General features: G+C 69.3%; 10 protein-coding genes. 4 read left to right on the top strand and 6 right to left on the bottom strand.

Features of this window, described 5'->3' with window-relative positions; all coding sequences use genetic code 11:
* Window positions 1–35: 35 nt before the first annotated feature.
* The 6 genes from ACU4E7_RS08030 to ACU4E7_RS08055 are packed head-to-tail and all read right to left on the bottom strand — an operon-like array spanning window position 36 to window position 8333.
* Window positions 36–599 (bottom strand): siderophore biosynthesis protein, encoded by a 564-nt coding sequence (locus ACU4E7_RS08030; protein WP_447021194.1) that lies wholly within the window; start codon window positions 597–599, stop codon window positions 36–38.
* Window positions 596–1180: a hypothetical protein gene (locus tag ACU4E7_RS08035; RefSeq protein WP_238122261.1), complete on the bottom strand. Its 585-nt coding sequence runs from the start codon at window positions 1178–1180 to the stop codon at window positions 596–598. The genes ACU4E7_RS08030 and ACU4E7_RS08035 overlap by 4 nt, the downstream gene beginning before the upstream one ends.
* A gap of 5 nt (window positions 1181–1185) precedes the next feature.
* Window positions 1186–1425: an MbtH family protein gene (locus ACU4E7_RS08040; protein WP_238122260.1), complete on the bottom strand. Its 240-nt coding sequence runs from the start codon at window positions 1423–1425 to the stop codon at window positions 1186–1188.
* Window positions 1422–2879 (bottom strand): aminotransferase class III-fold pyridoxal phosphate-dependent enzyme, encoded by a 1458-nt coding sequence (locus ACU4E7_RS08045; RefSeq protein ID WP_447021195.1) that lies wholly within the window; start codon window positions 2877–2879, stop codon window positions 1422–1424. The genes ACU4E7_RS08040 and ACU4E7_RS08045 overlap by 4 nt, the downstream gene beginning before the upstream one ends.
* Window positions 2876–3790, bottom strand: a complete 915-nt coding sequence (locus ACU4E7_RS08050; protein ID WP_447021196.1) for a class I SAM-dependent DNA methyltransferase — start codon at window positions 3788–3790, stop codon at window positions 2876–2878. The genes ACU4E7_RS08045 and ACU4E7_RS08050 overlap by 4 nt, the downstream gene beginning before the upstream one ends.
* Window positions 3783–8333 (bottom strand): amino acid adenylation domain-containing protein, encoded by a 4551-nt coding sequence (locus ACU4E7_RS08055; RefSeq protein ID WP_447021197.1) that lies wholly within the window; start codon window positions 8331–8333, stop codon window positions 3783–3785. Before ACU4E7_RS08055 ends, ACU4E7_RS08050 begins: the two co-directional genes overlap by 8 nt.
* A gap of 372 nt (window positions 8334–8705) precedes the next feature.
* Here ACU4E7_RS08055 and ACU4E7_RS08060 point away from each other — a divergent pair, with 372 nt between their 5' ends.
* The 4 genes from ACU4E7_RS08060 (at window position 8706) to ACU4E7_RS08075 (ending at window position 21097) form a co-directional block, all read left to right on the top strand.
* Window positions 8706–10898, top strand: a complete 2193-nt coding sequence (locus ACU4E7_RS08060) for an AMP-binding protein (protein ID WP_447021198.1) — start codon at window positions 8706–8708, stop codon at window positions 10896–10898.
* Between the two features lie 46 nt (window positions 10899–10944).
* Entirely contained in the window at window positions 10945–15510 is a 4566-nt protein-coding gene (locus ACU4E7_RS08065; protein WP_447021199.1) for a type I polyketide synthase, read from the top strand.
* A 92-nt stretch (window positions 15511–15602) separates the two neighbouring features.
* Entirely contained in the window at window positions 15603–16670 is a 1068-nt protein-coding gene (locus tag ACU4E7_RS08070; protein ID WP_447021200.1) for an LLM class flavin-dependent oxidoreductase, read from the top strand.
* A gap of 14 nt (window positions 16671–16684) precedes the next feature.
* Window positions 16685–21097 carry a non-ribosomal peptide synthetase gene (locus tag ACU4E7_RS08075; RefSeq protein WP_447021201.1) on the top strand — a complete coding sequence of 1471 codons (4413 nt, stop codon included), beginning with the start codon at window positions 16685–16687 and terminating at the stop codon, window positions 21095–21097.
* The last annotated feature ends 35 nt before the right edge of the window (window positions 21098–21132 follow it).

Consider the following 21132-nt stretch of genomic DNA (forward strand, 5'->3'; position numbering starts at 1 on the left):
ATTCCCTGCGGGGCCGAGGCGTGAACCTCGCGCGGTCACGAATGGAAGGGGCATCTCTTGCCGGCGGGATCGATCAGGCTCAGGCGGCCGCGCTCGAAACGGCGCAAGGTTTCCACCGCATGGCGATCGTCGTAGCGCAGGCTGCCGGCCTCGCTGCCCACGAACCGCGCGCAAATGCCCGTGTGGCTCTGCGCGAGGTGGCGATAGGCGGCCACAAAGCCGCCGTGGGCATCGGCCAGCTCTTCTGGAAGCTGCTCGAAGACCGGTCGCAGGTCCCGCCACACCCCCACCAGGACGGCATGCTCCCAGGACATCAGGCCGCTGAAATCATCGGACTCCACCGAGGGCCGCATCATGGATTGGCGGATGCTGTTCTCGTAGTCGTCCTTGGTGAAGCTGGCGGCCAGTTCCATGGAGGCCGCCGACGCGGTCAGCAGCGTGGCCGCCGCCGTCAGCTCCTCTGCGGCGGCGGCGCGCGATCCGCGCTCCAGCAGCAGGCGAAAGCGCCTGAGCGCGACGATGAGACCCTGGACATTGAGGAAGAAGGCCCAGTGAAACTCACGCCAGATCGCGTAGGGAGACGGAGGCGCGCCACTCATGCGAGAGGCTCCAGCCCGAAGGTTCTGGCCAGCAGATGAGTGTGGCACACGAACCCGTCGATCTGGCGGCGCACCTGGAGTGGGGCCAGATGATGGCTGCGCTCGAACAAGTGCGTCACCGCCCGCGCGGTCTGCACCAGGCTGCGCACCATCGCGATCGCCGGCGTGTCGGACGACAGGCGGTTGACGCGGAAGTAGCGGTCGTAGTCCTTGGCCTGAAACGGCGTGAGCTGCAGGCCAGTGGTGTCGATCTCTGCCGGTGGACCGAGCGGCGGGGGGATGTCGCGCAGCAGCGCATCCAGCTGCTTCAGGCAGGCCGGGCGGTCGAGTTCCAGTGCCTTCAGCAGTCCGTGCAGCAGAGCGCGCAGGTGCCGGCTGTCCGCCTCGCCGAGGGTAGCTTCGGCCACCAGCTTGTCCGGCAGCGGCAGATCGAGCCAAGGGTCGTGTCGGGCCGCGGCGTCCGCCGCGGGCGGCGGGGCAGCTCTCACCGGGGTCGGGGTGCCCGGGGCTTGCGGCTCGGAGCGCCGGGCATCGGGGAGGTCGGCGGCCAGCGGCGCCGACGTGTCCAGAGATCTGTCCAAGGCGCCTACTCCTGCCGGGAGGGTGCGGCGGGCAGGGCCCCGTCCATGAGGCGGCGCAGAGCCAGCGGCCGCATGTCGGTCCACACCTCGCCAATATGGTCGAGACAGGCCTGTTTGGGCCCGGAGAACCCGCCGTCGCGCCAGCCGGAGGGGATGTCCTTGTAGGTCGGCCAGATCGAATAGCGTTCCTCGTCGCTGATTACGACGCGGTAGTTCGGCTCGTCGGCTTGATCCGGAGTGCTCATGGTGTGTGTGCTCCATCGGCGAGAGGAAGGAGACCGAGGCCCGCGAGGGACTGGAGGCTCTGGCAGAAGGCGTCGTGGATGGTGTCGATGTCCGCGTCGCCGTGCGCCGTCGACAGGAAGCCGCCTCTGTCGCCGCCGCGCAGATGAATGCCTGCGGTGAGCAGCAGCAGCGACATCAGGTTCAGGGCGAGGGGCGGCACCCGGCTGCGGCCCGCCGCCAGGGCGAAGAACGAGCCGAAGTGCGTGAACACCACCGGCAGCTTGGCCGTGGCCAGGGACTGGTTGAGCCGCGTCACCAGGGCGCCGGTCCGGGCGTTCAACTGCTCCTGCAGCGCTGGTCCCTGTTCGAGCATGTGGCGGGCCGCAGCACGGGCAGCCGCGAGGGCGAGGGGGTGCCGGCAATAGGTGCCGGCGACGAAGGTGGGGGTGACCCGTGGCGCGGAGGCATCGCCATAGTGCCAGTCTCCGCCGTCGACATGATCCATGAAGCGGCTGCTGCCGGCGATCAGGGCCAGCGGCATCCCGCCGCCGGCGATCTTGCCGTAGGTCGCAATGTCCGCCTTTACCCCGAAATGCGCCTGGGCCCCGCCCGGCGCCACCCGAAAGCCGCTGATCATCTCATCGAAAATCAGCGCCGTGCCGGTCTGCTCGGTGATGGCGCGCAGGGTGCTCAGGAAGGCGCGCGGCTGGAGATCGATGTTGCGGCTCTGTACCGGTTCCACCAGAACCGCTGCGATCTGCCGGCCCTTCCGGCGGAGCAGGTCCAGCGATCGCGGATCGGCATAGTCCAGCAGGACGACATCGCGCGCACCGGCCGGCGGGATGCCGGTAAAGGCCGGCATGGCGCGGTACGCCATCCACCGCCGCGCCAGTGGGGGCATCACGCGCCGCAGGGCTCCCGGCGCGTCGCCGAAGGTCGCGGGGCGGTTGAGCACCTGGTCGCAATGGCCGTGATAGGAGCCGGTGAAAATGGCGATCCGGCTGCGTCCGGTGGCGGCGCGGGCGATGCGCAGGGCGGTCATCACCGCCTCGGTGCCGGTGTTGCTGAAGGTCACCCGTTCGTGGCCGGTCAGGCGGCAGAACATCTCCGCCGTCTCGCTGGCGAGGTCCGACTGCGGGCCCAGGGCGAAACCCTTGGCCAGCTGCTCCTCGATCGCCTGCCGGATGAACGGTGGGTTGTGGCCGAACAGATTGATGCCCATGCCCATGAGAATGTCGACATAGCGGTGGCCGTCGGCGTCCCACAGGTACGGCCCCTCGGCGCGGGTGGCGACCAGCGGATAGAGCGCCTCCTTGGCGAGCTGGGAGAACGGCACGCCAATCCCGCTCTTGTCGGCGAGGACCCGCCGGTTGGCGGCGCTTGCCGCCTTGGACTGCAGCGTGCGCCGGTTGAATGCGGCGATGATGGACGTTGCGGCCGCCGCCGGCGTCGGGGTGTCGGCGCGGGCGTTCATCGGGCGGCCGCCTGTGTCATCGCCCGCGGGGCTGGGGTGGCGATTTCAGGCGAGGTGGTCGTCGCGTTGGCGACCTTGCGGCAGAGGAAATAGGCCGCGTGCTGGTCGTCGATGGCGCCGCCGCCGGTGCTCCGCAGTTCCGGCTCGAAGCCGCATGCGCCCAGCAGCTCCGTCATGGCGTCGAGATCGTGCCCCCAGACGGTATTCGCCACCGAGTGCCGCTCCCAGTCGGGGCAAAGGCTGCCGTAGCGGGCCAGCAGCGCGAGGCGGGAGCGGCGCAGAGCCTTGCCCCGGGTGACGCGGGCGATCACGCTCCCGAGGGGCAAGCGTCTCGCGTTCCGGGGTCGCCGGTAGATGTCGACGGTGAAGGTGCCGCGGCCGGCCGCAGGGTCATAATCCGGGGTGATCAGCCAGGCATAGTCGGCGTGCAGTTCGCCTTCGGTGGGCCGTCCCCGCCAGTGGCGGGACATCTGGGCGGGATGGTTGACGTCGAAAATGAACAGGCCGTCGGGCACGAGGGCGGCGTTGGCGCTGGTGAATACGCCGCACAGGTCCTCCAGCGCGGCCATGTGGTTGAGGGATGCGCTGGTGCACAGAATGGCGTGAAAGGGGGCGTCGAACGCAAAGGCGCGGGCATCACCCTGCACGAAGGTGGCGGTGGGGGCGTTCTGGCGCGCATGGCGCAGCATATCCGCAGAGCCATCGAAGCCGGTGACGGCATAGCCGCGCTCGGCCAGGCGCCCGGCCAATTGGCCTGTGCCACAGCACAGATCGAGGATCCGGCCGCCGGCAGGGACATGGGGAAGAACGATCCGCGCGATGGGGCCGATCTTGTGCGCCACATATCTCGGGCCCAGGGTCTGATTGTAGAGCCACGCCCAATCATCATAAGTCTTGGCTTGCTCAAGCATGGATCAAACTGGCCTCGGCTGCGGGATTTAGCGCGCCTGCCCGGATGAAGGCGCGCAGATACTTGCGGAATAGCGCGGTATCGAGCGCCGGTTCGGTGAAGGGCGCGTTGGCGAGGGCCGCAGCGGCGCGGCGCCGATCGATGGGTGCGAGCGCCCTGCCGGCGGTCTCCCCGGCCGCCGCGGCGGCCTGCTCGAACAGGCCCATGAGCGGGTAGAGCGGGTGGCTGGGATCCTCGCGCGCGATACGTTTCAGGGTCGCCCGCCAGGCCGCGCGCGGCACGCGCTCAAGCGACAGACCTTCCAATGCGCAGGCCTCGAAGAGGCGTGCCGAGGAGACCGGAGCAGAATGGGTGAGGTGGAAGGTCTGCCCCGCCGAAGTCGGCTGGTCGGCCAGCGCGACGATCGCCCGGGCCACATGGTCCACCGGCAGCATCTCCAGCATGGTGTCGCCGGCCGGCGCGGCGCCGCAGCGCAGGTAGCCCTGCATCAGACGGCAGAGAATGTCCGCGCCGTTGAATGCGCCCGTTTCGCTGTCGCCGGAGATCGCGCCGGGCCGGAAGATGGTGACCGGCAGCCCCCGCTGGCGGATCTCCTCGGCGAGATGCTCGCACACCCATTTGCTGCGGTTGTAGCCGCCGATTGGTGGGGGAAAGGCACCGATACCGTCACTTTCGAGAATGGGCCCCGTCGCACCGCGCCGGGTCAAGGCGCTGAGGGAAGAGACCAGGTGCAGGGGCCGCCCCGTGCCGGCACAGGCCAGCCGGATGATCTCCCGGGTGCCGTCCACATTGATGGCCCGCAGCCGCTCATAGGGAAAAAGGTGATGCACCTCGGCGCCATTGTGCAGGATGGCGTCCATGGTGCCGGCCAGATGCGCGCGGGTGCCGGCGGAAAGGCCCAGGTCCGGCAGGGCGAGATCGCCCTGCACCACATGCAGACGTTCGGCCAGCGCCTCCTGCCACAGGCCATAGCGATCGAGGGCGGCCCGCAGGCGCTCGCGGCCACCGGTGCCGCGCACCAGGCACCAGACCTGGCGCGCCTCGTCGCGCAGCAGTTCGCGCAGCAGGTAGGCGCCGAGAAAGCCGGTTGCTCCCGTCAGCAGAACCCGGCGGGGGGGATGGACGCTCCGCACACCGGCAGGAGGGCGGAGCGACGTGTCGAGGCGGATGTCAGCGCGCAGCGGCTCATCCTGCGGCGTCGATGCCGGGGGCACGGAGAGGGTACGCCGGGCCACCCGCGCGGCCAGCGCCTCCACGGTGGGGGCCTCGAAGAGATCGAGAACCCCGAGCTCCAGCGCGAACCGCTCCCGGGCGCGGCTCACGAGCCGGGTGGCCAGTAGCGAATGGCCGCCGAGGGTGAAGAAGTCATCCTCGGCGCGGATCGAGGCGAGGCCGAGCACCTCCTGGAAGGCGCCGGCAATGGCCGTCTCCAGGGGGCCGTTCGGTGCCCGGCCGGCGCTCGCATGCGCCATATCCGGCGCAGGCAGCGCCTTGGTGTCGATCTTGCCGTTGACCGTCAGTGGCAGGCTGTCGAGCCAGACGAATGCCGCCGGCATCAGGAACCGGGGCAGGCGCTCGGCCAGCCAGGCGCGCAGCGCCGCGGGTGCCGGTGGGGACGCGGCCTTCGCCACGCCGTAGGCGACGATTTGTGCGCTCCCCGCTACGTCGGCGCGGATGGCGACCGCCGCTCCCGCCACCTCGGGATGGCTGAGGAGGATGGCGGCTAGCTCGCCCGGCTCGATGCGGTAACCGCGAATCTTCACCTGGTCGTCGAGGCGCCCGAGCACGCGAATGCGCCCGTCCGGCAGCCGGCAGGCCCGGTCGCCCGTGCGGTAGAGAACGCCGGACGTGCCCGGCGGTCGGAAGGGGTCTGGAACGAAACGCTCCGCCGTCAGGGCAGCGCGCCCCAGGTAGCCGCGGGCGATGCCCACCCCGCCGATGTGCAGCTCCCCCGGCACCCCTACCGGCAACGGTTCGAGGTTGGCGTCGAGCACATGCAGATGCTTGTTGGCGGCCGGGCTCAGTGTGGCGTCGAGCGGATGCCCGTTTCCGCAATTGACCATGCTGGCGTTCACCGTCGTCTCGGTGGGGCCATAGGCGTTGATGAAGTGGTGTTGGCCACTCCAGCGCGCAATCAGCTCCGGCGATGGCGCTTCGCCGCCCACCAGCACCGTCCGCAGCATCGGATAGTCGCCCGGCGGCAGCGCCAGCAGCGCCGATGGCGTCATGGTCACGTGGGTCACACCGTGCGCGCGGAGCCGTGCGGCCAGCGTGGGGCCAGGCAGCAGGTCTTCGGCGGTGAGCAGCAGCAGGCAGGCGCCGGCGCCCAGGCTCATCACCAGCTCCGGGATGGAAGCATCGAAGCTGAAGCTGAAGAACTGCAGCACGCGGTCGCCAGGGCGGACGTCACAGCAGCGGATCTTGTCGGTGGTCAGGTTGGCCAGCCCGCCATGCTCCACCAGCACGCCCTTGGGCCGGCCTGTGGAGCCCGAGGTGTAGATCAGATAGGCCAGATGACGCGGGTGCGAGACGGGCGCGGGATTGGTCTGCGGCGCCTGCTGCGGCCAGTCGGTATCGAGATTGATCCGCGAGGTACCTTCCGGCAACCGTATGGCGCTGTGGGACAGGATGAGCCCTGCACCGGAATCTGCCAGCATGTAGGCGATGCGTTCGGTGGGATAGGCCGGATCCAGGGGCAGGTAGGCGGCGCCGGCCTTCAGCACGGCGAGCCAGGCCGCGACCATGTCGAAGCCGCGCTCAAGGGCGATGGCGACCACGCTCTCCGGCCCTACGCCTCGCCCGCGCAGCATGTGCGCCAGCTGGTTGGCGCGGCGATTGAGCGCGTCATAGCTCAGGTTTCGCGTGCCGTCGGCGGTGGTCTGGAGCAGCGCGGCGGCTTCCGGTGCCCGCGCCACCTGGCGCTCGAACATCGCCTGGAAAGTGTCGCTCTCGTCCTGCTCGCGCCGTGTGGCGTTCCACTGGATGAGCTGCGTGTGTCGCTCGTCTTCCGGCAGGAGCGACACGCTGGCCACAGCCTGTTCGGGTGCCGCGGCGATGGCCCGCAGCATGATGAGGAAATGGGTGGCGAACGATCTGATGGTTTCGGGTCGAAACAAGGCGGTGTCGAACTCGATCGCGCCGGTGAGGCCCTCCGGCCCCTCCTGCATGTTCATGCTGAGGTCGAGCTTCGCCACACCATCACGAGGGGGCAGACGGCGCAGCTCCACGCCGGGCAGGCCGGCAGGCTGGCGGGGGGCGGAATCGAGCTGGAATTTCAGCTGGAACAGGGGATTGAGGCTGGCGTCCCGCTCCGGCTGCAGCTCTTCCACCAGCCTTTCAAACGGCAGGTCCTGATGCTCCAGAACGTCCCACAGCGTCGCCTGGGTGTGCTTGAGATTCTCCAGGAATCCCGCCGCGAGGTTCAACCGGGAGCAGATCGGCAGCGGATTGACGAACAAGCCGATGAGGTCCTCGGTCTCCTGCCGCGGGCGGTGGGCCACCGGCGTGCCGATCACGAGGTCGCTCTCGCCGGTGTGCCGCGCCACGAAAATGTTGAATGCCGTGAACAAGGTCGCGAACAGCGTCGCCCCATGTGCGCCCGACAGGCGGCGCAGGGCCGATGCCGTGGCGGTGTCGACGACGAAGCCGTGGATCTCGCCCACATTGCCGGGGGTCGGCGGGCGTTGAAAGTCGCCGGGTAGGCGGGTCTGGGGCAGCGGCCGCTCCAGATGGCGGCGCCAGAAGGTCAGCGCGCGTTCAAGGTGCGGCCCTTGCAGGTGCGCGCGCTGCCAGGCGGCGAAATCGCCATATTGGATGGGCAGGGCGGGCAGATCCACGCCGGCGCCGGAGACCGCGGCGGTGTAACAGGCTGCGAGATCCCGCATCAGGATCTCCATGGACCAGCCATCGGCGCAGATGTGGTGTAGCGTCAATTGGAGCAGGGTGAGCTCCGGCTCCAGCTCAACCACCGTCAGGCGCAGCGGTGGCTCGGCCGTAAGGTCGAACGAACGTCGCGCCTCGGTCTGTAGCAGCGTATGGATCTCTGACGGGCTGGGCGCCGCCGCACCGCGATCGATCCGCTGCACCGGAACGCGGGTATCGGCGACGACGCGCTGCACGGGAACCCCCTCTTGCGTGTCGATGCGGGTGCGCAGAATGGCATGCCGCGCCACAACCTGCGCCAGCGCGGTGTCGAGGGCTGCCAGATGAAGCCGGCCGCGCGCCTCCACGGCGAAAGACATGTGGTAGAGCCCGGCATCCGGCAGCATCTGCTCGATGAACCAGAGCCTTTGCTGCGCGAACGACAGCGGCGGTGAGGCATCGCCGCGCCCTTCGATTTCAGGCGCAACCGGCGGCGTTGTGGAGACAGCGCTCTCGAGAAAGGTCAGGATCTCGGCTTTACGGTTGCGAATGGCCTCGGTGACCTGCGGCGTGAGCGCTTGCCGAGGTCCTGAGCAGCGCAGCCGCCCACCATCGTTCCACACACGCACGCCCTGTCCGGACAGGTCTTGCAGCAGATTTTTGATTGCCTCGTGGCTCGTCACTGCGATGCTCCCGGGACCGTAAAGTCGGATAGAGCTGGCCGCAACAGATGTGCGGTTGGCAGAGATCTTGGATATAGAGACGATTGCAGGGTAGATGTTGAATTTTTAATGATTAAAAACGTTCTCTCGGGGTGACTGTCCCCTGTCCCGCGTGTGTCGACTTTATGAATTCATGTTCGCGGCCCGTCAGGGTGGCGCGTAAATGTTGACTACTGGATTCAATAATTATATGCAAGAGGCAATTCGTCAACGGCGTTTATACGCATGCGAAGGTTACATTTCAGAGATTCTAAGTTGTCGTCGTAGAAATGGCATGCCTGCAGGCGTGCCTACGCGTTTTCGGCCTTCCCCTCCAATAAGGAGAAGATGGACATGCACAACACCTCTTTGTCGGGCCGGGATAGCGGCGGCGAGAGCGGGTTCGTGAGCATCGTGCACATGCTCGAACGCAGGGCTGTCGCGACGCCCGATGAGGTGGGCTTCCGCTTCTTCTCCGACAGCGCGGTGCCGGCCGCTGAGGCGCGCTTCGATGCCTGGACCTGGCGGGAGCTGCGCGAGCGGGCGCGGGGTGTCGAGCGGGCGCTGCGCGCTGAGGGCGCGGTCGCCCCCGGCGCGCGCATTCTCGTCGTCTATCCGCCGGGCCTCGATTTCATCGCGGCCTTCTTCGGCTGTCTCTATGCGGGCGCCGTGCCGGTGCCGGCCCCTGCGCCCCGGCGCGCGGATGGCATTGAGCGCTGGCTGCATGTGGCGCGGGATGCCGGCATCTGCGGCGTGCTGTGCCCGGCGGATCTGGTCGAGCCGCTCCTGCCGCTGCAGCAGGCTGTGGGGCGCGGCTTCTGCTTCGCGCCGGCGGCTGCAGATGCCGCCGCGCCGTGGTGCACGTGCGACGAACGTCCGTTCGTTCCGCCCGGCGCGCGGCAGGTGGCCTTTCTGCAGTACACCTCCGGTTCCACCAGCAATCCCAAGGGCGTCATGGTGACCCATGGCAACCTGATGGCCAACTTGCGGCAGATCAGCGTGGCCTTCGCTTACAGCCGGCAGGACCGATCGGCCTGCTGGCTGCCCCACTATCACGACATGGGCTTGATCGACGGAATCCTGTCGCCGGTGTTCAACGGTTTTCCCGTCTCGCTCATGGCGCCGGCGTCGTTCCTGCGCCGGCCCCTGCGCTTCCTGGATCTTGCCTCCCAGTGCCGCGCCACGGTGATCGGCGGACCGAACTTTTCTTACGAGCATTGCGTGGAAAAGTTCACGCCGGAGGCCGCTGCGGGCCTCGACCTGTCCGCCATCCGCATCGCCTACAATGGGGCGGAGCCGATCCGCCCGCGCACGCTGCGCCGCTTCGCCTCGACGTTCGCTTCATCGGGCTTTCGCTGGGAGGCGTTCTATTGCTGCTACGGCCAGGCGGAGGCGACGCTGTTCCAGACCGGCAATGGCCCGGCCGATCCCCCCGCCTTCCTCGCCGTGCGGCGGGAGGACCTCTCGACCCGCGGCGTCGCGATCGAAGCGGAGGCGGATGGGGAGAAGGCACTGGAGCTGGCGGCGTGCGGCCATCCGGCGGACGGGCTCGACCTCGCCCTGGTCGATCCGGAGCAGCGCCAGCGGGTGGCCGATGGCATCGTGGGCGAGATCTGGATCCGGGGGCCCAACGTCACCCCCGGTTATTGGGGCCGCGCCCAGCTGAATGCGGAGACCTTTGACCAGCGCCTCGATGGCGCGGGCGGCTGGCGGCGCACCGGTGACCTCGGCTTCCGCGTGCGTGGGCAGATCTACATCGCCGGCCGGCTCAAGGATCTGATCATCGTCCGCGGGCAGAACCACCACCCCGAGGACATCGAGCAGTCGGTCTTTTCCTGCCATCCCGCGCTGGCCCAGGGGCGGGCGGGTGTCTTCCCCATCGAGATCGAGGGAGAGGAGCAGGTGGGCATCGCCTGCGAGCTCACGCGTGACGGCCTGCGCGATCTTCCCGCCGACGAGGTCCTCGCAGCCATCCGAGGGGCGGTTTCCCGCAGCCACAGCCTGAAGGCGGGGGTCATCGCGCTGCTCAGGCCGGGTAGCCTGCCGCGCACCCCGAGCGGCAAGGTGCGCCGCTTCGCCTGCCGCCAGGGTGTGGCTGACGGCGCGCTGCGCATCGTTGCGCGCTGGGACGCGCAGCCCGGCGCGGCGCTGGCAGCGCCGGCGCTCCAGGAGCCGGTCCCCTGGCGCGAGCAACTGCGCGACCAGCCCAGGGCCTTTCGCAGGGATGGCCTGCGGCGTCTCATTCGCCAGGAGGTGGCTCTGCTCGCGCGGCTGGCGCCGGGAGAACTGCCGGAAGCGTCCACCGGCTTCTTCGACCTCGGGCTCGATTCTGTTGCCCTCGTCAACATCGGCGCCACGCTTGAACGGGAGCTGGCGTTGCAGGTGAAGCCCACGCTGATCTTCGAGCATCCCACCATCGAGGCGCTGACCGACTATCTGCATGGCGTGCTCGATGCCGGGTTCCCCGACCTGCCGGTTCCGCACCATGGAGCCCTCGCCTCCGTTCCCGGCATCCCGCCATCCGGCGCGTCGACCATGCGGTCATAGCCGCCCGCACGATCCCTCCCGACCAACGAGAGCGAAAGCAAAAGCGATGACTGATGTCGACACGCCGGCGATTGGTTCCGAAACCTTCGATCGGGGGACGCGCGCGGCGGCGCAGGAGGAGCGGATCGCCATTGTCGGTCTCGCCGGGCGTTTCCCGGGGGCCAATGACATTGACGCTTTCTGGCAGCTGCTGCACGCCGGGCGGAGCGGCCTGCGCACCGTCGACGATGCCGAGCTGACGCGGGCGGGGGTCGACCCGGCAACATCGGCGCGGCCGGACTATGTGCGGGTCTGGGGCGGGTTCGACGATCCCACCGGCTTCGATGCGGGGTTCTTCGGCTATGCCCCGCGCGAGGCGGCGCTGCTGGATCCACAGCACCGGGTGTTCCTTGAATGCGCCTGGGCGGCGCTGGAGCATGCCGGCTACGACAGCCGCGCCTTCGCGGGGCGGATCGGTGTCTACGCGGGCGGCGCGCTCACCTATCATTTCAGCCACATTCACGCCGATCCGGCCTTGCGGGAGAGTGTGGACCCGCTCCACGCCGGCCTGAGCAACGTGCTTGGCATGATTGCCGCCCGCACCGCCTATCACATGGACCTGAAGGGGCCCTGCGTCGGCGTCCAGGCAACGTGCGCCACCTCGCTGATCGCCGTGCATCTCGCCGCCCGCAGCCTGCTGGCCGGCGAAGCGGACATGGTGCTCGCCGGCGCCGTGGCCGTCGGCCAGCCGCGACCCGAGGGCTATGTCTACAAGAGCGAGGGCGTGGTCTCGCCGGATGGTCTCTGCCGCCCGTTCGATGCCGCCGCGCAGGGCACGGTCTTCAGCAATGGCGTCGGCGTGGTGGTGCTGCGGCGGCTCAGGGATGCGCTGGCGGACGGCGACACCATCCATGCGGTGCTCCGTGGTTCGGCGATGGGCAATGACGGCGCCGCCAAGGTGGGGCTCACCGCGCCCAGCGTCGCCGGCCAGGTGGCGGTGCTGGAAGCCGCCCTGGCCGACGCCCGCATCGCGCCGAGCAGCGTCGATTATGTGGAGACCCACGGCACCGCCACCGTGCTCGGCGACCCCATCGAGCTGGCCGCGCTGAACCGGGTCTATGGGCCGGGGCTCGATGCGGAGGGCCGCGTCTGCGGGATCGGCTCGGTCAAGGGCAATGTCGGGCACATGGATGTGGCCGCCGGCATGGGCGGCCTCATCAAGACCATCCTCGCCCTGCGGCACGAAACTCTCCCCGCCAGCATCAATTTCGCCGCGCCCAATCCGGGCTTTGATCTTCCGGCGAGCCCGTTCCGCGTGGTGACTGAGAACCGGCCCTGGGGCCGCACGCCGGACCGGCCGCGGCGGGCGGCCATCAGCGCCTTCGGCATGGGCGGCATGAACGCCCACGTCATCCTGGAAGAGCCGCCGGGCCAGCCGCGGGCATCCGCGGTCGCCGGCCCGCATCTGCTGCGGCTGTCCGCCCGCGATGCCGAGGCGCTGGCGCGGATGCGCCGGGCTCTCGCCGCCGCCATCGGCGCTGAGGACGGCCCCGCGCTGGCCGATGTGGTCCACACGTTGCACACCGGCCGGCGCCCCATGGGTCGGCGCTTCGCCTGCCTGGCCCACAGCCGCGCGGAGGCGGTGGCGCTTCTGGAGCGGGGGGAGGGGCCCGCCTGCGTCGAGGGCGAGGCGCTGCCGGGCACGCCGTCGCTCGTCTTCCTGTTTCCGGGCCAGGGCGCCCAGTATCCCGGCATGGCGCGCGCGCTACTGGAGCACGAGCCAGAATTCCGCTCCGCTTTCGAGGCATGCCTCGATCTGCTGCCGGACACCCTGGATCTCAGGGCGGTGCTTTATGGTGACGCCGAGACGCTGCGCCGCACGCAATGGACACAGCCGGCGCTGTTCGTGGTGGAATATGCGCTGGCGCGGATGTGGCTGGCAAAAGGCCTGCGGCCGCGCGCCCTCATCGGGCACAGTATTGGTGAGTATGTCGCCGCGTGCCTTGCCGGCGTGTTCTCGCTCGCCGATGCGCTGCGGCTGGTCTGCGCACGTGGCACGCTGATGCAGGCCTGTGCGCCCGGAGCGATGCTGTCCGTCGCCCTGTCCGAGGCGGAGGCGCGGGCGCTGGTGTCGCCCGAGGTGGACCTCGCCGTGGTCAATGGACCGCGCAGCTGTGTGCTCGCGGGCACGCTTTCGGCCATCTCCGCGCTCGCCTCTGATGTCGAGCAGCGTGGTATCGGCAGTCGCTTGCTCAAGACGTCTCATGCCTTCCACAGCTTCATGATGGAGCCGGCGCTGGCCCCCTTCTCCCGGCTCCTCAGCGAAATTCCGCTCCATCCGCCGACCCTGGACATCGTCTCCAACCTGACCGGGGACTGGCTCACGGCCGGGCAGGCGACGGATCCGACCTATTGGGTGGCGCAACTGCGGCAGGCGGTGCGGTTCGGCCCCGCCCTGTCGCGGGCGTTGGAAGTGCCGAATCCGCTTCTGCTCGAAGTCGGGCCGGGGGCCACGCTGACCCGGCTGGCGGCCCAGCCGTCCGGTCCCGGCCTGCGCGCGGTGACCTCGCTGCCCGACACCGCCGAGCAGGACGCTGCCGAACACGTGGCCCTGGCGCATGCGCATCTCTGGGTCGCAGGGCTGGAGACGGAGCGCGATGAGCCGGACGCGGGGGCCACGCCGCGGCGGGTGGGTCTGCCCACCTATCCATTCCGTCGGGAATCCTTCTGGGTGCCGCCTGCGTCGCCGGTGCAGGGCGAGATCGAGGCGCCGGGGCGGCGTGCCGACCTCGCCACCTGGTTCCACCAGCCCCTCTGGCGGCGCTGCGCTGCCCCGCGCGCGGGTGACGCCGAGCTCCCGCGGGCCCGCTGGCTGCTGCTCGGGGGCGCTGCCGCGCTGGCCGCCATCGGCACGGTGCCGGCGCAGGTGGAGGTGATCAGCGTCGAGGCGGCGGCTGGATTTGCCCCGGCGGGTGCGGGCTTCGACCTTGATCCCGCCGATCCGGATCACTATCGCGCGCTCTTCACCGAACTGGCGGCCAGGGACATCTGGCCAGACCAGATCATCAATGCCTTCCCGCTCGATCCTGCCGCGGCGCCTCAGGCGCCGTTCACCAGCGTCTTCGCCCTGGGTCGAGCTCTGACGACGCTGGATGAGCGGCCCGCCGTGCTCACGGTGCTCGCCCGGGGTATGCAGCAGGTCACGGGGGGAGAGGTGCTCGCGCCCGCCGCGGCCATGGCGCTCGGGGCACTGCGGGTGTTGCCGCAGGAGGTACCGTACCTGCAGTGCCGCAGCGTGGATCTGCCGGCCGTCGCTGCCGGCCCGGTGGCGGGGCTTCGCGCTGCGCTGACCCGTCCGTGGCAGAAGGATGCCACCGTATTGGCCCTGCGTGGCGGCCTCCTCTGGCGGGAGGAGGTCACGGCCGCGCCGCTCACTGAGCCTGCGGAGGTTCCGGCACTCTCCGCAGGGGCGACCTATCTGGTGGTCGGCGACCTGACCGAGGGGCTCGGCCTCATCTATGTGCGGGCGCTGGTCAGGTCGCTGCGCGCGCGGGTGGTCGTGGTGGGCCGGGCTGGGCTGCCGCCGGCGGAAGAGTGGGAGCACTGGCTCGCCTCGCATAGTCCGCAACACCCGGTGAGCCGCTTCGTGCGGGCACTCCGCGACATCGGTGTACCGGGGCGGGACTATGTGCTGTTCAGCGGTGATCTGACGGATCCGGACTGGCTGCGTGGCTGCATCGCTGACAGCCAGCGGCGCTTCGGGCCGATCCAGGGGGTGTTCCATACCGCCGGCATGGGCGAGGGCCACCATTGCCCCCTGGCCGAGGCGACGCCAGAGCAGGCGGGCGGCTTGTTCGCCACAAAGATCGCCGGCATGACGGCTCTGGCCGATGCCATCGTCGGCATCGCGCCCCGGTTCGTGCTGGTGCAATCCTCCTTCTCCACTGTGGTGGGGGGCGTGGGCCTCGTCGCTTATGCGGCAGCTAACAGCTTCCTCGACGCCTTCGTCGATGCCAGGCGCGAGGCGGGACCGGCCATGCCGGAGGCGACCAGTTGGCAGGCCATCGACTGGGATACCTGTCTGCCTTACGGGCAGGGGCGCGAGGACCTCGGCGGGTCTCTCGCGGCCCCATTTGCCCACGCGATGGATGGCGACGAGGTGTGGCGGGTGACCCGCGCGGTGCTGGCGCGGCCCGATGTTTCACGGGTCGCCGTCACGCCGGAGCCGCTCGAACGCCGCATGGCCGCGGCGGCGCAGGTCGCGATGGTGGACGCGGGCGACACGGCCCGCAGCGCCCGCCCTGATCGTGCCACGGGCGGCCCCCCGCGCGATGCGGTGGAGGCGGCGGTGGCGACGATCATGGGCGAATTGCTGGGCATCGAGGGGATCGGTGTCGATGACAATTTCTTTGCGCTTGGCGGCCATTCGCTGCTTGCGGTGCAGGTGGTCATGCGCCTGCGCAAGCATTTCGCAACTGAATTGCCCATGCGCGCCCTCCTGTTCGAGGCGCCCACCGTTGCGGGGATCGCGGCGGTGATCCGCGGATCGCTCGAAACCGCGCAGCGGGAGCAGGAGACCCTCGCGGCGCTGCTCGACGAAATCGAAGCCGACGGTCAGCGGCAAGAGGCCTGATGGCGCGCTCGAGCCGGGTCGGTCGGCTGAGGCGTCGGCAAGCATCGCATGTGAAGATCCGGCATCAAACGCCGCAAGGAGAAAGAGAAAGCATGAAATTCAGTCTCTTCTACTTCGATGGCGACGGCGACACCGCCGTTGGCGATCGCTATCGCCTCTTGATGGACAGCGCGCGCTTCGCCGATGCCAACGACTTCACGGCATTGTGGGTGCCAGAACGGCATTTCCACGCCTTCGGCGGTCTCTACCCCAACCCGTCGACGATCCACGCCGCACTGGCGATGGTGACCCAGCGCATTCAGCTGCGCTCCGGCAGCATCGTCCTGCCTCTGCATCATCCGGTGCGGGTGGCGGAGGAGATCAGCGTCGTCGACAATCTGTCCGGCGGACGTGTCGGCGTCGGCATCGCCTCCGGCTGGACGCGGGATGAGTTCGTGCTGTCGCGTGAGCCCTATGGCAGCCGGCGCAGCCTGATGTGGCGCAATTACGAGGTGATCTCGAAGCTGCTCGCGGGCGAGCACGTGAGCCTCGAGCATGCCGATGGTCAGGTTACGGAAGCGCGGACTTTGCCGCGGCCGGTGCAGCCGCGCATTCCCTTCTGGGTGGCCAGCCAGTCCACCGAGACCTTCATCGAAGCCGGGCGCCGTGGCGTCAATGTGCTCACTGCTCTGCTCGGCGAAACCCTGGAAGGGCTGGCGCCGAAGATCCAGGCCTACCGGCGATCCCTGGAGAAGCACGGCCACGACCCTGCCTCTGGCACCGTGACCATCATGGCGCATACGTTCCTGGGGGCCGATGCGGCGCAGGTCAAGGCGACCGTGACTGGCCCCTTCGGGGATTATCTGCGCACCCATTATCACCTGCTGGAGGGGCTGGCCCGCAGCATGGGGCTCGATATCGCCCTGGAGAACTTCAGCCAGGACGACCTCGACAGCCTCATCCAGTTCGGCATTGAGGGGTTCATGCGCGGGCGCTCCCTCATCGGTACCCCGGACGGCGCAGCCGAGACCGTCGAGGCGCTCGCGGCCGCCGGCGTGGATGAGATCGCCTGCCTCATCGACTTCGTCCAGGACTACGGCCTGGCGATGGGTGGCCTGCCGCATCTCCTGGCGCTGGCCCGCCGTTACGCGCCGGTGCCCGCCTTGAGCAAAGCCGTGTGAGGAAGGGCCCTGTCGTGAGCAACGCAGATCCGATGGACAGGTTGCGGGCGCGGGTCGCGGCCCTGGACCCGGCGCAGCAGGCGGACTTCCGCCGGCAGCTGGAAGCCCGCGGCATCGCCTGGGACAGCCTCGCGCCGCAGGCTGAAGCGGTGAGCCGGCCCGACCGCCTGCCGCTCTCGCCGGGCCAGATGCATTTCTGGATTCAGCAAAGCCTTTATCCGGAAAGCTCGGCCTATCATGTGGCTTATCGCTGGCGACTGCGTGGCCCGCTCGACCGCGCCGCGCTGGAGAAGAGCCTGCAGGCCATCGTCGATCGGCATGCGCCCCTGCGCACGGCGTTTCCGCTGCATGAGGGCGAGCCCTGGCAGCAGGTGCTGCCCGGCTGCGCATTCGCCCTCGATTTCACCGACGCGGAGGGATCCGAGGCCCGGCTGGAGGAAGTCGCGCACCGCGCCGCCACCGCACCGTTCGATCTGACCCAGGCGCCGCTGTTTCGGGTCCACCTCGTGCGGTTCGGTGCGCAGGAGCATCTGCTTGCCATCACCTTGCACCATATGATCGCGGATGGATGGTCGCGCGGCGTGCTGATGCGCGAGCTGGCGGCGGGCTATCGCGCCTTCTGCGCCGGTCGTGCGCCGGACCTGCCGGACCTGTCCGGCGACTTCGCCGCCTGTGTGCGCGCGCAGCAAGACTGGCTGCAGGGCTCCGCCAGCCACCGGCAGCGGGCCTATTGGAAGGCGCGCCTGAGCGACCTCAAGCCGCTGGAGCTGCCGACCGACCGCTCCCGGCACAGCACCATCGACATGGCGGCGGCGCGCATCACGCGCGACCTTCCATCCACGCTCTACGCGCAGGTCGGTGTGCTGGCGGCACGGCTCGGCACCACGACTTTCACCGTCCTGGCCGCGACGTTCAAACTGTTGCTCCACCGCTATTGCGGCCAGCGGGACCTGGTCATCTGCACGCCGGTCGCCGGACGCATGGGCGCGGAGGCCGCCGGCCTGATCGGCCTGTTCACCAATACCCTGGTGCTGCGCACCCGGCTGGACCCGGGCCTGACCTTCTCGCAATGGGTGGGGCAGGTTCAGGACTGCGTTTCCGATGCGCTGGACCACCAGGAGCTGCCCTTTCCCATGGTCGCCGAGGCCCTCGGCCTCAATCGCGACGCCCGGCAAAATCCCCTGTCCCAGGTGATGTTCCAGGTGCAGACCGGCGGCTACCAGCAGCAGAATGCCGAAGAGGTCGATCTCGGCGTCGCGGGCCTGTCGGTGCGGCAGCAGCCGGCGCCGCTGCGGGAGACCAAGGTGGATCTCAGCTGGTACATGATGGAGCGGGAGAGCGGCTGCCTCTTGACCATCGAGTATCGCACCGCCCTCTTCGATCCCTGGCGCATGGCGCGCATGGCGACCCATTTCGAGCATCTGCTGCAGTCTGTTCTGCAGGCGCCCCATGCGCTGTTGCCGACCCTGAACTACATGTCCGAAGAGGAGCGGCACGCCCTTGTCGCGCTCGGCACGCCGGTGGAAGCGCAGCTGCCCCGCGTCACGGTGCACGAGGTCATCGCCGATGTCGCCCGACGCTATCCCGAGGGGGTGGCTCTGGAGAGCGATGGCCGGAGCTGGAGCTATCGGCAACTGGAGGATGACGCCCATCGGCTGGCGCGATGGCTGTCGTCGGGGCCGGAGCCGGTGCGGCCCGGTGATCGGGTGGCCGTTTCGCTGCCGGGCAAGGGGGCCTCCATCGTGGCGCTGCTCGCGCTCCTGAAGGCCGGCGCCATCTATGTGCCGCTCGATCCTGACCACCCGGCGGACCGTGTGGCCTATGTGCTGCAGGATGCCGGCGTGAGCCTGATCCTGACCGATCAACCGCAGCTCTACCCCGCGCATCGCTGCCTGGATCCGCTGGCGCCGGTGCTGGAGGCCGACCCTGCGGTGGCGCTGCCCGCGGCGGACCCGGCGCGCCTGGCCTATCTTCTCTATACCAGCGGCAGCACCGGCCGGCCGAATGGCGTGCCCATCGGCCATATCAGCCTGCTCAACCATCTGTGGTCCATGGCCCGGTGCCCGGGCCTGCGTCCGGGCGATCGCATGCTGGCCATCACCACGCCGACCTTCGACATCTCCATTCTCGAGATGCTGCTGCCGCTCAGCATCGGCGCGACGGTGGTGCTCTACGGCCAGGGGCTGCTGCTCGCCCCGGCGAAGCTGGCGGAGGTGTTGAGCCGCGACCGCATCACCCACATGCAGGCCACCCCCGCCTATTGGCGCATGCTGCTCGACAGCGGCTGGCGGGGGTGCGCGACGCTGACCGCGCTGTGCGGCGGCGAAGCGCTCGATGCACCACTGGCCCGCCGCCTGCTGCAGCACGTGGGCACCTTGTGGAACGTCTATGGTCCCACCGAGGCCACCATCTGGGCGAGCGCGCTCGTGGTGACGCAGGAACATGCGGAAAGCGGCAAGGTCCCCATCGGCGGGGCGGTCGACAACACCCATCTCCATGTTCTCGACACCTATCTGGAGCCGCTGCCGCGCGGCATTCCGGGCGAGCTGCATATTGGCGGCGCCTGCCTGAGCCCAGGCTATTGGAACCGCCCGTCGCTGGCCGCCGCCCGCTTCGTGCCCAATCCGTTCCGGGCCGCGCCGGGTCAGCCGCTGCACCTCTATCGCACCGGCGACGCCGTGGTCCGGCTGGCGGGGGATGAGATCGAGTTCATCGGCCGCACCGATTTCCAGGTGAAGCTGCGGGGCTACCGCATCGAGATCGGCGAGATCGAGGATTGTCTGCTCAAGGAGCCCCTGGTCGAGCAGGCGATCGTGATGCTCGATGCGCCGAACGAACGGCTGGTAGCTTATGCGCTGGTGCGCGATCCCGCTGCCGCCATCGACGATGGGTCCACGGAACGTGCGCTCCGCCAGTCCCTCGCGGCGCAACTGCCGCGCTACATGGTGCCGACCGCGTTCGTTCTGATGCGCGCCTTCCCGCTCAATCCGAACGGCAAGGTGGATCGCAAGCAGCTTCCTTTGCCGAAGGCGTCGGTGGCGCGTGCGCGACCCACCGCCCCGCGCAATGCTGCAGAGGCGACCCTGCTGGCCATCTGGATGGCGGTGCTGCAGCGCGACGACTTCGGTGTGGAAGACAATTTCTTCGATCTCGGTGGCGATTCCATTCTCGGCGTCCGCATCGTCGCCCGCGCTCAGGCGCAGGGCCTGGGGCTTGAGCCCACGCAGATCTTCGAGCACCAGACCGTCGCCGCGCAGGCGGCCGTCGCCGCTCGGAAACTGTCGCACAGGCCGCAGCTCTCGCGCTGGCAATGCTATGCGATCGGTGCGGACCTCGCCCCGTGGCTCGTCACCTTCCACGCGCCGGCGCCCGATGCGGTGATGCGACGCGCGGCGGAGCTGGTGGCGCACCACCACCCCGCCCTGCGCGGCCATCTGGTTCCGGACGCCGTCCACGCCTCCTTAGACTGCGGGGGCGACGACGATCCGGCCCTTGCGCAATGGGCGCGCGATGTCTCCCGCCAGGGCGGGCGCATGACCTTCGGTCTGCGCACATGTTTGCGGGATGGCGCACCGATATGCGCCCTTGCCGCCCATCCGCTCCTGGTGGACGCTCTGGCCATCGGCTGGATGGTCGCCGACCTCGAAGATGCGGCCGGCGCGCTCATGGCCGGCGCCGCGCCGGTGCTGCATGCGCCCGGCAGCGACGAGGCTTGGCTTGCCCAGGTGGGAGGAGAGACCCCGGTCCGCGCGCCGCCTTTGTCCGACGCCGCTCTCGCGGGCGAGGTGTGTACGGCTCTCGGGCCGGATGCGGTGGCGCGTCTGCGCACGACGGCGCGACACCTGGAGGTGCCGCTGGAGCTGATGGTTCTCAAGGCGCTGGAACAGGCGCTCGCGCCTGCGAGCGGGGGCGATGCGCCCGCCTTGGCGCTTTTGACCGCCACCCGGCCGGACGCAGCGTACCGGCGGACGGCGGGAAATTTCACGCGGCTCGTTCCGATCTCCACTGCGCCGCGCCCGCGCGCCCACGACCCCGACTGGTTCGTGGCTCAGAAGGCCCGCCTCGCCGCCGTCGGGCCGGGGGGCGATCCAAGCGATGCCGGCACAGCACGGATCGTCCTGTCGTGGCAGGACCGGGAGGCCGATGCGCGGGCGCCGGGGGATGGCGGCGATCGCGGGGACCTCCAATGGCAGCTGGCGCCCCGCTGCGTGTTTCCGCAGGGGTGTATCCTGGGCGTGGAGGCGCTCGCGCATGGGGAGGGCCTCGACCTGCGCTGGCATTTCGACCCCGCCCGACAGCCCCGTGCCGAGGTGGAGGCGCGGGCGCGCCTCCACCTGCAAGCGCTGACCGGCATGAAGGCGGAGGCCTCCAGCTCGGCTGCGAAAGTGGATCGCCTGCTGGACAGGCTCAGATCGCGGAAGGATTAGCGCGGTGGCCGAGGTGGTCGATGTCTTCGAAATGA

It is taken from the genome of Xanthobacter sp. ZOL 2024, assembly GCF_052932325.1.